Origin of the sequence: Runella sp. SP2 (genome assembly GCF_003711225.1) — a bacterium.
Classification (GTDB): Bacteria; Bacteroidota; Bacteroidia; order Cytophagales; family Spirosomataceae; genus Runella.
Genome location: NZ_CP031030.1, coordinates 7,228,989 through 7,243,063, shown reverse-complemented (window position 1 = coordinate 7,243,063; position 14,075 = coordinate 7,228,989). Strand labels below are relative to the sequence as shown.

At 45.1% G+C, this 14,075-nt stretch carries 13 protein-coding genes; 8 read left to right on the top strand and 5 right to left on the bottom strand.

What is annotated here, in order from left to right; translation table 11 throughout:
- Positions 1-3: 3 nt before the first annotated feature.
- On the top strand, positions 4-1,155 hold the full coding sequence (dnaJ, locus tag DTQ70_RS29160) for a molecular chaperone DnaJ (RefSeq protein ID WP_122934073.1): 1,152 nt from the start codon (positions 4-6) through the stop codon (positions 1,153-1,155).
- Between the two features lie 131 nt (positions 1,156-1,286).
- Here dnaJ and DTQ70_RS29155 read toward each other — a convergent pair whose 3' ends face one another.
- From DTQ70_RS29155 to DTQ70_RS29130, 5 genes are all read right to left on the bottom strand, one after another.
- Positions 1,287-1,745: a hypothetical protein gene (locus DTQ70_RS29155; protein ID WP_122934072.1), complete on the bottom strand. Its 459-nt coding sequence runs from the start codon at positions 1,743-1,745 to the stop codon at positions 1,287-1,289.
- 289 nt (positions 1,746-2,034) lie between these two features.
- A complete protein-coding gene (locus tag DTQ70_RS29145; protein WP_122934070.1) occupies positions 2,035-2,643 on the bottom strand; it encodes a hypothetical protein in 609 nt (202 codons plus the stop codon).
- 69 nt (positions 2,644-2,712) lie between these two features.
- Positions 2,713-3,279: a Crp/Fnr family transcriptional regulator gene (locus tag DTQ70_RS29140; RefSeq protein ID WP_122934069.1), complete on the bottom strand. Its 567-nt coding sequence runs from the start codon at positions 3,277-3,279 to the stop codon at positions 2,713-2,715.
- Positions 3,276-4,466, bottom strand: coding sequence for a DUF2252 domain-containing protein (locus tag DTQ70_RS29135; protein WP_122934068.1), 1,191 nt, complete (start codon positions 4,464-4,466; stop codon positions 3,276-3,278). The genes DTQ70_RS29140 and DTQ70_RS29135 overlap by 4 nt, the downstream gene beginning before the upstream one ends.
- A gap of 14 nt (positions 4,467-4,480) precedes the next feature.
- Positions 4,481-5,815 carry a D-alanyl-D-alanine carboxypeptidase/D-alanyl-D-alanine-endopeptidase gene (locus DTQ70_RS29130; protein ID WP_122934067.1) on the bottom strand — a complete coding sequence of 445 codons (1,335 nt, stop codon included), beginning with the start codon at positions 5,813-5,815 and terminating at the stop codon, positions 4,481-4,483.
- A gap of 161 nt (positions 5,816-5,976) precedes the next feature.
- Here DTQ70_RS29130 and DTQ70_RS29125 point away from each other — a divergent pair, with 161 nt between their 5' ends.
- From DTQ70_RS29125 to DTQ70_RS29095, 7 genes are all read left to right on the top strand, one after another.
- Positions 5,977-6,954, top strand: coding sequence for a polyprenyl synthetase family protein (locus DTQ70_RS29125; RefSeq protein ID WP_122934066.1), 978 nt, complete (start codon positions 5,977-5,979; stop codon positions 6,952-6,954).
- Positions 6,955-6,979: 25 nt separating this feature from the next.
- Positions 6,980-7,555, top strand: coding sequence for a Crp/Fnr family transcriptional regulator (locus tag DTQ70_RS29120; protein ID WP_122934065.1), 576 nt, complete (start codon positions 6,980-6,982; stop codon positions 7,553-7,555).
- A gap of 75 nt (positions 7,556-7,630) precedes the next feature.
- Positions 7,631-8,071, top strand: a complete 441-nt coding sequence (locus tag DTQ70_RS29115; protein ID WP_122934064.1) for a carboxymuconolactone decarboxylase family protein — start codon at positions 7,631-7,633, stop codon at positions 8,069-8,071.
- 138 nt (positions 8,072-8,209) lie between these two features.
- Entirely contained in the window at positions 8,210-9,100 is an 891-nt protein-coding gene (locus tag DTQ70_RS29110) for a hydroxypyruvate isomerase family protein (RefSeq protein ID WP_122934063.1), read from the top strand.
- 248 nt (positions 9,101-9,348) lie between these two features.
- Positions 9,349-9,969: an RNA polymerase sigma-70 factor gene (locus DTQ70_RS29105; RefSeq protein WP_122934062.1), complete on the top strand. Its 621-nt coding sequence runs from the start codon at positions 9,349-9,351 to the stop codon at positions 9,967-9,969.
- Positions 9,970-9,973: 4 nt separating this feature from the next.
- The gene (locus tag DTQ70_RS29100) at positions 9,974-10,969 is read left to right on the top strand and encodes a FecR family protein (protein WP_122934061.1); all 996 of its coding nucleotides are present in this window, start codon (positions 9,974-9,976) and stop codon (positions 10,967-10,969) included.
- A gap of 21 nt (positions 10,970-10,990) precedes the next feature.
- A complete protein-coding gene (locus DTQ70_RS29095) occupies positions 10,991-14,062 on the top strand; it encodes a TonB-dependent receptor (RefSeq protein WP_229600035.1) in 3,072 nt (1,023 codons plus the stop codon).
- Positions 14,063-14,075: the final 13 nt, after the last annotated feature.

Here is a 14,075-nt window from a genome sequence, read left to right as displayed (position 1 = left end):
ATAATGGCACAAAAAAGAGACTATTACGAAATTCTTGGCGTAAGCAAAGGGGCGTCGGAGGATGAAATCAAGAAAGCCTACCGTAAATTGGCTATCAAATACCACCCTGACAAAAATCCTGACGACCCGTCGGCAGAAGAAAAGTTTAAAGAAGCTGCCGAAGCCTACGGAGTGCTTAGTGATGCCGAAAAACGCAAACGTTATGACCAATTTGGGCACGCAGGCATGGGCGGAAACGGCGGCTTTGGCGGTGGCCAAGGTTTCGACATCAACGATATTTTCTCTCAGTTTGGGGATATATTTGGTGATTCATCACCATTTGGGGATATGTTTGGCGGTGGCGGCGGCGGTGGTCGCCGCGTGCGCCGTGGGACAGACCTCCGCATCAAACTCAAACTAGACCTTCGTGAAGTCGCCGAAGGAGCTGATAAAAAAATCAAAGTAAAACGCTACGTAAGTTGCAACACTTGCGGCGGCAACGGCGCTAAAAATGGCGGCTCGCTGAAGACCTGTCATACTTGTAACGGAAACGGCCAAGTACGTAAAGTAGTAAGCACAATGCTCGGCCAAATGGTATCGACTAGCACTTGCCCCACTTGTAACGGAGAAGGAAAAATTGTCACCGAACGTTGCGAAGCTTGCGCAGGTGAAGGACGGGTGTTAGAAGAGGATTTGATTAGCATCAAAATTCCTGGCGGTGTAGCCGACGGAATGCAGCTTTCAATGAGTGGCAAAGGAAACGTGCCTCCCCGTGGCGGTATAGCAGGTGATTTGCTGATTGTCGTGGAGGAAGAAGAAGACGAACAGTTGAAGCGTGATGGCAACAACTTAGTCTATGACTTGCACCTGAGTTTTATTGATGCTGCATTAGGAACAGCCGTAGAAGTCCCTACCCTCGACGGAAAGGCACGCGTACCGATTGAAGCGGGTATTCAAGGCGGTAAAATTTTGCGTTTGAAAGGAAAAGGAATCAAAGAACTCAATGGCTACGGCCGTGGTGATCAGTTGATTCACATCAATATTTGGACGCCAAAACAAGTAAGTAACGACGAACGTGCCCTGCTCGAAAAACTCCGTAATTCTCCCAACTTCCAGCCTAAACCTGGAAAAAATGAGAAAGGTTTTTTTGAAAAAATGAAGGATTTCTTCCATTAAGATTTTCATATATAACAAAAAACGGGCGCTGAGAAGTGCCCGTTTTTTTGTTTTTGGGAAACGTGATAGTGGAATTGCTACTTATCTCAGTATGACAGTTCGGAAATAAGAGTAAACGCTACTTTATAAAATCACGGTTTTCGCTGTTTACTTTCCAGTACTTTCACATCAGCCAAATCCTGCAAACGGCCACTGGCTTGTTTGTTACGAATAAAATCATTCAGGCCAATATAATTGGCCTTCCAATCTTCTATTTCGATGATTTGTTTATGTTGGTACGCTTCTTCAAATGAGACTCCATCAATGCTTGTCAGAATATCAATTCGGAGAGGTGGATACCCCAATTGATTAATAAGGTTCTCTTTTAAAAAATCTTCTTTTTCAAAACCAAGTAAGCCAAATCCAAATTCTTTGAGTACCAAGAGCATTTTAGACGCATTATCGTCCGAAATTCCAATCCAAATATCCAAATCGCCAGTATATCTCGGTTTTCCAGGAAAAGCCAAGGCATATCCTCCAACTACCATATAGGCTACTTCAAACTGATTGAGTAGCTTAATAAACTCTTCAAAATCAGGGTCTAAAGTCATTTCATTGTCTTTTTATTAGCCACTTTTCTATTCATTCGTTTCCCTACTGGAAGAGTTTGTCTAACCAAATTAGTAACCGCTTGTAGTCGTTCAATTGGGCTTCTTGATAGCCAGTAGGCCAAATCAGATTCTTCTTGATTATAAATGTGTTGGTGAGTTTTTGTGCCCACCAAAGCCATATTTCGAGGCATATAATTACTCTATGTTTGTATATTCAAAGATACATAAAATAATCAAAATTGTTTCCATAACATGTACTAGACTCGGGTTCTGTCCCCCGCTACTTCTTTTAATCAATACCCAAAAATCCACGTATCTCATAGCGCCCTCCCATAAAAACATACAAAATCAGAATAGCAGTACAAAAGGCCAAAGCGATAATAATCCAAGCGTGAAAATTGGCTTGCTTTTCACCCACCCTTCCAGCGATTTTTTTACGGTGCGTAGCTGCTACGTGGATACCCAACGCCATGATTCCCAAGAAATAATAGGGAATAAAGTAAAACTTAAACGGTGCTTCTAACACTACCCGAGCCGCAAAATAGAAGTCGGTGTCGGTACCAAAGTAGAGGTGCTGCCCAACCACTGCCCCAATGTGTTGAACAATAAAAAACGCAAAAGCTAAACCCGCGTACATTTGCAAACGGTCGTTTAAGCTCAAATGAGGAGCTTTTCTAAGGGTCATCGCTTGCTTGATACCACTATATACTTGAAACCCAAAACACAACAGAAGTCCTGTCTCGACAACGGGCTGACGGTATATCTTGCGCAGGGCTTCCATTATTTCGCGGTGGTTATCAATGCCATACCACGCCATTGCGTGATTAAAAAGGTGGGCTGCGGCAAAGATTGCAATGATGATTCCCGAAATTCGGTGAAGGCTTTTTGTCTTGTCCATTGTGGGGAGCGTTTATACCCCCAAAAGTCTGGAAAGCGCCCAACACTTCATTTGACAAATGTCAAAAAATCAATATTTGGCCCTGATGCGGCTCAAGGTTTCGAGGGTAATGCCCAAATAGGAGGCAATATGCGTCAGTTGCAGGCGGTTAGCAAGGTCGGGAAAGCGGCGAAGGAAGGTATCGTACCGCTGTTGCGCATTCTGAAACTGAATCATGTCAACGCGTTCTTGTAAAATCAAAAACTGCTCCATTGTCACCAAACGGGCAATGCGCTCCACGACGTGAAACTGCCGACAAAGCGCTTCTAGGTCATCATACCCAATGGAGTACACCTGCGAATCTTCCAGAATCTCAATCGTATATCGGCTAGGCTGCCGAGCATAAAAGCTATCGATGGCTGTAAAAGGGTTTCCCTGTGTCGCCAGCCAATCGACCACTTCTTTGTCTTCTTTTCCGTGAAAAACCCGCGCCAAGCCCGACACCATAAAAAACATATGGTGGCAGGCTTGGCCTTGTTGGAAAATAATTTCTCCCTTGGTAAATCGGTGCAGCTTGGCTTTTTGGGCAATGAGCGCTTTGGCTTCCTCGGGAAGCCGTTCTATTTCGTCAAAAAACTGAATAATGGGCGACATCATTCAAAGAAACCTTCTTCGTGCGCCTCACAGAAGGCGAAATAATCTTGGTGAACTTTGTTGGGGTATTCACGGCAAAACGTGAGTAGGTCTTGCTGCCACTGCGGTTGTTTTGCAAAGTCAATCAGCTCATCAGCAATCGACGAACCTTGCCGCCCTGCACTTCGCAAGTGCCCCGAGGCAACAATAACGGCCGTAGTTCGGATCAGGTCTTCGAGCGTCTCCAACTCGCCGTCCCACAAATGAAAGTCTAGCTTGTCTTGCTCAGGTTGAAGTTCTTTCAACACAAACGATTTTCCCTGAGCTACGATTTCACAAAACAAGGTTGGTAGTACATTGTTAACCCGACTTTGAACACCCACAATCCGAGCGGCTTCGGTCGGCCAAGTGGGCTGGGGAAGCGGCAAAAATGGTGTTAGCGTGGACGTTCTTGCTTCTTTGAGGTCGAGCAAATACTGCTTTTCTTTGGTGTTTTCGACCAAAATCACGTAACGTTCTAAGCCCAAACTCGCCGTACCCGTAAGCCGAACACCAATGTCACAAATACGGGTAAAAAACGGATTGGGATGTTGTTGAAGCCAAGCCGTTAGCAACGTTTCAATTTCCGAACGCTTTTGCGCCGATATAGGCAACACCTTCCCGTTTTCGAGGTTGAGTTTGCGTTCGCCTTCTACTTTGACGGTACGTGTTTTGATAAAATCCTTGCGACGGCGTTTTTCGAGTTGGTCAAAAAATTCGGCCAACATCCCCGTCGCAATACGCCTCTCAATGTCGATGGGTTTTCCTGAAAGCAGGGTTTTGGTATAACTGTCCAAAAACGCGAGCGCCATTTGTTCATTTTCTTCGGGTTCCAAATCCAACTCTTCCCCCGCAATATAAAGGCTCGTAAGCATTCGCGCTAACTCCCAAGTAGCGGGAAGTAGGGCGGCGTCATCAAAATCGTTAATGTCAAAATAAACCAAACGATTTTCGGCTTTGTAGGTACCAAAATTTTGCAAATGCAAATCCCCACACCCCCAAACGCGAGTTGGGTCGGTAGTCGAAAAATGTTGCGCAAGGTCTTGAAAAAAGACCGATGAAGTTGCCCGAAAAAATAGGAACAACCCCTCCGACATACGCTCGTATTTTTGCTCCAACAACTGTGGGTTACGTCCTTGATTCGACTGCTTTATGTGTTCGTTGACTGTCATAAGTGTAATTACGTCTAGTACTTTTCGTGAATTTCGGTCAAAATTTTCTCAACTTCTGCACGAATTTCGGCCGTTTTTTTGATGTACGCTCCATTCATTAAACTAAAAATCAGCGTTTTGCCACTTTTGGTACGAAGATAGCCACTCAAACAATACGTATTGGCCAACGAGCCCGTTTTGGCAAAAACAAAAGGCGTTTTGCTTTTGTACTGATTCCGAATGGTTCCCGCTTTTCCACCAATGGCCATCAGCCCAAAGAGGCGTTCTTGCTCAGGAACTTTTGCGTATATTTTCTGTAATAATTTCACCACCGAACGCGGCGTAAACAAATTGTAGCGCGATAAGCCCGAACCATCTTCCCAAATAGGCTCGTCGGGAAGGTCGGCCAAAAACTGTTTTTTAACGTGCTCAATGGCTTTCGTAGCGTCGATGCCTTCGTTGTTAGGGTCGATTTGGGAGGCGCATAAGAGTAAAATTTGCTCGGCAAACATATTGTCGCTCACTTGCAACATACGGCGGTAGAGGGTATCGATAGGCAAGCTGTAAAGTGTCTTAAACTGTGGCCCAAGAGCTGTTTTGGGAAACAACCGAACTTCTTTTTTGAGCGTATCCGAAAGCAAATAGGCCATGGTGGAGTTGGCGACGCGGAAGGGTAAATCTTCGGTAAACGATTTGGTAGGCCAACCCATCGAGTAAAAATTATTGGCAAATTCGTCACGCGTTAGTTTGAATTTTTCGGACCAAGCGGCCGTGCGCAAACTATCTTTGAAAGTCCGCGGACTGACGGTGTTGTTGGTAAAGCGCACGACGTTACCGTACACAGGCAAGGGCGAAATTTCGGCTTGGTAGTAGTCGGCATAATCAGCCCACGACCAACCCGCCCCGAAGCGCTTACCTGTGTAATTGTGGGGGTAATAAAACAAATGGCCACGCCAGTTTTTCAGAAAAGCAAAAACGTTTGACGCAGGCATATCAGGATGCAACAAGCTGGGGTCACCTGTCCCCCAAAAAATCAGCGAATCGCCTTTGGTGGTATAGCGCAAGGCGGGGATAGAGTCACCGAGCAGACATAGCCCCGCGTAGAGGGTAAAAAGTTTGGTGTTGGAGGCGGGTGTAAAATAGCGGTCGGCTTGGTATTCGGCCACGGTTTCTTGTTTTTCGAGGTCATACAAGGCAAATCCCGTATGGTTTTGACGAAAAACTGCCGAATTACTCACCAACTCTCCCCACTTGGTAGCAGGCGGTGCATTGTTAACTTTGGCCGTCGATTTGGTTTGGGAAGTAGCACAACTTGTCAATAAAAAACTGCAACCAAGAACAAGAAAAAGGGTTTGTAGATGACGTAACATAGATTCAAGCTTGTGGGTGGTACGTTTGCGAACTTTGCCAAAGTTGGGGACTTTGCCAAAGGTTTTTACATAATTTCTTCAAAACTTTTTTGGCCAGCCACCGTTTATACGTATAAGTTCCCTTATTTTGGGCTTCAAAGCTTTTTATTCCTATTTATAGCATGACGTTTCAACCTTTCTTAGAGGCCATTGGCAAGCAAGTCGATAATACCACCTACGGAGCAAACCCCATCGAATTATACGAACCTATTCAATACATTATGTCGCTCGGAGGCAAGCGTTTACGGCCTCTTTTGACGACACTTTCAGCCCACCTTTTTACGGACGATTGGCACAAAACCCTCAAACCCGCCGTGGCCGTCGAAGTGTTTCATAATTTTACGCTCATGCACGACGACATTATGGACTGCGCACCCCTGCGCCGTGGCAAACCGACGGTCCACGAAAAATGGAACGCCAATACGGCAATTTTATCGGGGGATGTGATGCTGGTCAATGCCTATGAACTTTTGTTGGATGTAGAACCCGCCTGTTTACCGAAAGTCATCAAACGCTTTAATCGGACGGCGGCAGAAGTGTGCGAAGGGCAGCAGTTTGACATGAATTTTGAGACCCGTACCGACGTGTCACAGGAAGAATACATCGAAATGATTCGCCTCAAAACGTCTGTTTTGCTGGGTTTTGCCATGGAATTGGGCGGAATCATTGCAGGAGCCGACGACGCCACCACCCAAGCCCTCTACGACGCAGGCGTAAGCATGGGGCTAGGTTTTCAGTTAAAAGATGATTTGCTGGACGTGTATGGTGACCCCGAAAAATTTGGAAAACAAGTCGGTGGCGACATCATTGCCAACAAAAAAACGTTTATGCTCATCGAGGCTCTTTTATTGGCTGAAGGAGAAACCAAAGAACAACTTCACTATTGGCTGACCCAGGAACAAGGCACGTACGACACCGCCACCAAAGTAGCCGCCGTGACCGATATTTATACCCAATTAGGGATTGACAAAATTGCGGAAGCCAAAGCCAATGCGTATTTTGCCCATGGTTTTGAAGTTTTGCAAAACCTGCCCGTAGCCGAAACACGCAAAAAGCCATTGCTTGATTTTGCCGAATTCTTGGTCGGGCGTGAAAGCTAACTTGTATCCATAGGCAGTTCACAGCATGTCTCCCTTGCTCCAAGCCCATATCAATAAATTTATCTCCGTTAGCGATGACGAAATAGCCGAAATCTTCGGCTATTTCAAACATCAAACACTCAAAAAAAAGGAAAATATTTTGAGCGAAGGGCAGGTCTGCAAAGCAACCTATTTTGTGGCCAAGGGAATTTTAAGGAAATATTTTATCAGCGAAAAGGGCGTCGAGCAAACCACCGAATTTGCCATCGAAAACTGGTGGATGACCGATACTTTCTCGTTTATCAGTCAGGCAAGTGCAGAATTTTACATTCAGGCAGTCGAAAACACAGAGGTGTTAATGCTTCACCGAGATGCCCACGACAAAATGCTGGAGGCACATCCTAAGATGGAAAAATACTTTAGGTGCGTTTATCAAAGGGCATTTGCCGCTACTCAAAAGCGACTTAAATTTCGGCACGAGCACTCTAGCGAAGAGCTTTACCATTTTTTTCGGAAGAGCCAACCCGAATTCCTTCAGCGCGTTCCGCAATACCTCATTGCCTCCTACCTCGGTTTTACCCCCGAATATTTAAGCGAAATCAGGAAAAAAAGCATTTCTTAAACCAGTTTAAGTTTTTTTTACCGTTGTGGCCTCACCTTTGTACCATCATTTCAAACATCATAAACAAAGGTAAAAATGAGCAACCGAGTAAAAATTCAAAACGCTTTTCCCGAAGCATGGAAAGCCATGTACGGAGTTGAAACTACCCTGGCAAACACCAACATTCCGCTTACAACCAAAGAATTAATGAAAGTAAGGGCTTCTCAGCTCAACCAATGTGCATTTTGTATTGACATGCACGCTACCAGCGCTCTCAAAAACGGCGAAACGGCCAAGCGATTACTGTTATTGGATGCGTGGAAAGAAACCGACTTTTTTTCGGAAGAAGAAAAAGCCGCGTTGGCCATTGTCGAAGACATCACACTGATTCACCAAGGAGGCTTGTCGGAGGCAACTTATCAAAATGCCCAAAAGTACTACGACGAAAAAAGCATTGCCCAACTCATCATGGTGTCAGTCGTTATCAATTCTTGGAATCGAATAGCCATCAGCACTCAGCTTCCTGTCGCCAAATAATCAATCGTCGTTTTATTTGACAACAGCCTGACAGCAAATGGGTTGAAAGGTAATGTGCTACGTTAGCAGTAATTTAACAGAGAAAGACACTTTTGTAGGTGTAAAAAATGGCACAAGCAAAACTTACCATTGTAACCAATGAAATCAAACCTTTCTCGCCGCGATGCCCTCAAAACTTTAGGAGCTTCGGCGGCTACGATTCCTGCTATTGTCGATTCTGCCGAAGCGCACGCACCCCTTAAACTCAAAGGAAATATCAAGCACTCAGTAAGTCGCTGGTGCTACGCCTCTATCCCCTTCGAAGAACTTTGCCAAGCTAGCAAAGACATGGGCATTGAGTCGATTGAGCTAACAGGACCAAAAGAGTGGGCAATTATGAAAAACTACGGCTTAACCTCTGCTTTAGGATGGGCCGACCCTTGGCCTGAAAAAACGGGCTTAGGTAGTTTTTTGAACGACCCTAAAAATCACGACATCATCGTAAAATGCTACGAAGAATTGTTGCCCCAAGCCCAAGAATACGGGATTACCAACGTAATTTGTTTCTCAGGCAACCGCCGTGGTTTGGGTGATTATCAGGGACTGCTCAACTGCCAAAAAGGGCTCAAACGCCTGATTCCTTTGGCCGAAAAATACAACGTAACCCTGACGATGGAATTGCTCAGTTCACGCGCTAGTCACCCTGATTATCAAGCCGATAATGTGGAATGGGGAGCAGTACTATGCGAAATGGTGGGGTCTGAGAAATTCAAACTCTTGTACGACATTTACCACATGCAAAGCATGAGTGGTGATCATATTCGCAACATTCAGCGCTATGGTAAATACATCAGCCACTACCATACAGGCGGGCACCCTGGCCGTAACGAAATCGACGATACCCAAGAAATTTATTACCCTGCCATTGTGAAAGCAATTGTGGCCTCGGGTTATAAAGGATACATCGGACAAGAATTTGTACCAAAAGCCAAAGACAAGGCGGGAATGCTAGAAGCTTTAAAAAAATGTGTGTTGATTTGCGACGTATAAAGTGTCTGATTGGTTTATTTTTAGGCGTAAAATCTAGCATAAACCATACCAAAGCAAATTTGCCATAAATCAGCATTTACAGTATAAAAATATCATTATAAACTATTTTCTAGTTTATAAAACTAAAAAGGGACGTTTTTCACAAACGTCCCTTTTTTTGTAAATTACCAAAAAAAAGTTCTTTCCACACTAAGTATTTTAAACTCGTTAATCGTCTATGACTTAAACTGACCTCTTTTAAAAACCAAATGGAGCAACCAAAGCCGAACTCCGAAAGAACTCCTTTTTGGCAGATAACCAATGATGAAACCCCTAAAAACCTGTCGCTAGAAGTAGAGGATAGGGTAAGACAAGCGTTCGGCCAAAGTGTCGATGAGGGCATTGCCTTGCTGTTTAGACTGTATTACACTCCCCTTTGTAGCCATGCGCTACGGTTTGTTTCTTCAAAGGCCATTGCCGAAGACTTGGTGTCGGATATTTTCTACGAATTTCATAGCGAACAACTCTACAAAAAAATAGATACTTCGTTTAGGGCTTATCTATTTACTACGATCCGACATCGCTGTTTTGATTACGTGCGGCGCGAAATGCAGCGCAAAACCGCCCTCGAAAATGCTGCTTCGGTATGTACCAACGAAGCACAACACCCCGACTCCATCACGCAGTACGAAGAACTTTACCAAGACATTCAGAACGCCATCAATGCCATGCCCATCAAGCGCCGTCAGATTTATTTGATGAACCGCTTCGATGGCAAACGGAGCCATGAAATCGCCGAAGAATTGGCTGTTTCGTCTCGTACCGTGGAAGCTCACCTTTACCAAGCCTTTAAACAACTACGCGATACCCTACGCGATAAATGGTCATAATCAAATGCAATCCACCAACATCCACATCACCGATGACATGTTGTGCAAATACCTAGCAGGCAATGCGACAGTATTTGAGAAACAACAGATTGACGAATGGGTGAAGTATTCCGAAAATCTAGAAAAGTTTTACGCTGCCCTTGTTCGATGGGAACAGCAAAATCCACAGTTTATTCCTGATGTAGAGGAAGCACTTCAATCCCATTTTACTCGTATTCAAGAAAACAATGCACCCGTAACGCAGTCAAGGACATTTTTTAAACCCTTTCAATGGTTGGCAGCGGCTTCTGTAGTAGCGGCTTTGGGTTTTACAGCTTGGTTCAAACAAGATACCATTTTGTACAAAACCTACCGCACCACTTTTGGTCAAACTTCGTCTTTTCGCTTGGACGACGGAAGTCAGGTTACGCTCAATGCCAACTCCTCTCTTCGGGTGCCGCGTTTTGGTTTTGGCGACCACACCCGTGAAGTATTCCTGCAAGGCGAAGGAGCGTTTTCGGTGGTTCATACTGCCACTCACCAGCCTTTTATTGTCAAAACCAATCGCAAATTTGAGGTCTTGGTACTCGGTACTGAATTTACGGTCTTTAGCCGCGAACGAGGTGCTAAAGTAGTCTTGAACAAAGGGAAAGTGCAGCTACGCTACCGCCAAGGTGCTACGCCCAAAGAAGTAACCATGAAACCTGGTGATTTGGTGATGATTGACCCACAAAACCAGTTGAAGCAAACCGTAATCCGTGAACCCGAAAAATACGTAGCGTGGAAAGAACATCGCTTTGTATTTGATGAAACGCCGTTGTACGACATTACGCACTTATTTCTTGAAAACTTTGGGGTAAAAGTCCGCATCGAAAACCAAGAGCTGAGTTCTTGGACAGTATCGGGTTCGTTTACGGCCCAAAATGCCAGCGAATTGCTCGAAACGCTTTCCGAAGCGGCCAATTTACGGTACCGAAGAGAAGGAAACGAAATTATCATTTATTCAGAAACAAATCTATAACCAATCAACAATCACTGCCTTATGAAAAAACACTTACCTATGATGCTTATGGCAGGCATGATGCTAAGCGCCAACAGCCCTAGTTCGGCGCAACTGCTGGCCCGCGCTCACGCCAACGCCTCTATGAAAACAACTGCGGCTGCCGCTCAGAAGTCGCTCAAAGAAGCGCTTCACGATTTGAAGAACCATTACAAGAGTGACATTTTGTTTTTTGACCGAAATGTGAGCACCTATTCAGTGTCGATGGACGCAATTAATTACAGTCGCAACCTCGAACATAACCTCAATAAAATCCTCCAAAATACCAACCTTCAATTTAAGAAGAGCCATAACGGAAGTTATATCATTGCCCAGAAGGCCGAAAAAAGTGCCATGAACTTAGGCGGAGCTCCGCAAAATTCGACAGTGGAGAGCGCTGCTCCAACGCTTGAAATGGTGCAAGCTGTAGATAAATCCATTTCGGGAAAAGTCGTAGATGCCGAAAAAGGAGAAGCACTTCCTGGCGTAAGTATTGCACTCAAAGGTACTAACCAAGGGGTAGTAACCGATGCCCAAGGCCAATACAAAATCAACGTTCCTGACGCTGGCGGGACGTTGTCGTTTTCGTTTGTAGGTTTTGCAACGCAAGAAATTGTGGTAGGTAGCCAAACCCAAATCGACGTCAAATTAGTACCAAGTGTGCAGTCGTTGAGCGAGGTAATTGTTTCAGTAGGTAGCCGTACCTCAAAACGTACGATGACTGATACGCCACTCCCAATTGATATTCTTTCGGCAGCCGATTTGCGTACTACGGGTCAGTTGACGTTTGACAAAGCCCTTCAATACCGCGTGCCTTCGTTTAACACCGTCAATACCCCCGTTAATGACGCGACGTCGCTGCTTGACCCTTACGAAATTCGTAACATGGGGCCAAGCCGTACGTTGATTTTGATTAACGGAAAGCGTAAAAACACCAGTGCCTTGATGTACATCCAAACCTCGCCAGGACGGGGAGAAAGTGGAGCGGACATTTCGGCGATTCCTCAACAAGCCATCAAGCGCGTAGAAATCTTGCGCGATGGAGCCTCGGCACAATATGGTTCGGACGCGATTGCGGGGGTAATGAACATTATTCTAAAAGATAAATTTGACTACGGTTCGGCTACCCTTACGACGGGTATCACCCACAAAGGCGATGGACAACACGTTGGAGTTGCGGTAAACAACGGAGCAAATTTTGGCAATGGGTACATCAACTACACCATCGATTTCAGTCGTACCGCCTTGGCCAACCGCCCAGGCACAGTAAGCGCTGAAGCCGAAGCCGATGGCAACCTTGGATTTGGGGCTGATTTGTCAACCGTAAAAGCATTTTTGGCCAAATTCCCTGACGCAGGAAACGTCAACGGCCAACCTGAAAACACAGCCGCGAAGTTTTTGGTAAACGGAGGTGTACCTGTCGGCGAAAACTCGGAGTTTTATTTCAACGCTGCTTACGTTTACAAAAAAGTAAACAGTTTTGCCAATTACCGCACACCTTACTGGCGTACGACCGACGACGGACTTCTTACGCCTGCGGGTCAAACTTACGTAGGTTACGTACCCACCTTCCAAGGTGATTTGAACGACTATAACGGAACAATGGGGGTACGTAGCGAAAAGAACGGCTGGAAAACCGACTTGAGCTTTACAACGGGTGGCAACAAGCAACTTTATACGGTGTCAAATACCCGCAACCGTAGCTTGGGCAAAAACTCTCCTATTTATTTTAAACCAGGCGGTTATGCTTTCTCACACAACGTAGGAAACATTGACCTTTCAAAACAGCTCTCTGACAAACTTAGCTTTGCCATTGGGTCGGAGTTTCGGATGGAGAAATTTACGGTGTTTGAAGGAGATACTTCTTCGTACGTTGGAACAGGTGCCGACTCTTTCCCAGGAACAACGCCTAACAACGCGGGGACAAACACGCGTTTCAACTTCGGGGGATACGTGGACTTAGGTTATGATATTACTCCCGATTTTTTAATCAATGGTACATTCCGTGCCGAGCGCTACAGTGATTTTGGAAACGCCAACGTGTTCAAAATCAGTAGCCGTTATAAATTCAACAACGATAAAGTAACCATTCGTGGTTCGTATTCTACGGGTTTCCGCGCGCCGTTGTTACATCAAATTTACCAACAGTTGGCGCAAGCGAGCTTTGTGCCTGGCCAAGGTATTCAAACAAAAGGTATCGTAAACAACGTAAGTCCGCAGGCATTTGCGTTGGGGGTACCTAAACTTACACCTGAAAAATCGACCAACTTCACGCTTGGTTTGGGCTTAAATCCTAACAAAAACTTGAGCATTACGTTGGATTACTATAACATCAAGGTGAAAGACCGTATCGTACTTGGTTCGGAAATTGCGGGTACGACGGCGGGTAATACAGCTTTAGATAAAATCTTGACCAGCAACGGTATAGTGGCCGTAAGCTTCTTCTCAAATGCCTTAAATACAACAACATCAGGTCTTGACTTTGTGGTTTCGCAACGCAACTTGCTCGTTGGCCCAGGAAAGCTTTCGATTAATTTAGCAGGTAATTACACCTTCGAGAATAAATATACGTCAGTCAAAAATACGAAGCTGATTGCAGATGCAGGCAAGTCGGTGTTTGACCGCACACAAGATGCGCTTTTGTTTTCGTCACGCCCTAAGTACAAAACAATTCTTGGCTTTGACTACGCGCTCAAGAAAATTATGTTCAATCTCAACAATACCTTGTTTGGCCCCACTCGCTTCCACCAAAATGGCTTAGACGAAAATACCGATACGGAGTTTGTCCCAGCCGTGGTTACTGACTTGAGCATTACGATTCCGTTTAATTCAAAAGCTACATTGACCCTGAATGCCTCTAACTTATTCAATGTCATGCCAAAATGGGATTTTGTTGACCTCAAAACAGGTACTCGTACGCGTTTTGATGCCAAAAACAACGTGCCCTCTGCGAAATACTGGGACCAATACAACTTGATTACGTTCAACGGACGCTACTCAAACGTGACTTACGATGGTTCGCAGTTTAGCCAATTAGGGGCTATTTTCAACGCAAGCCTCAACTTCAAGTTCTAGGCTTGTTAATAAC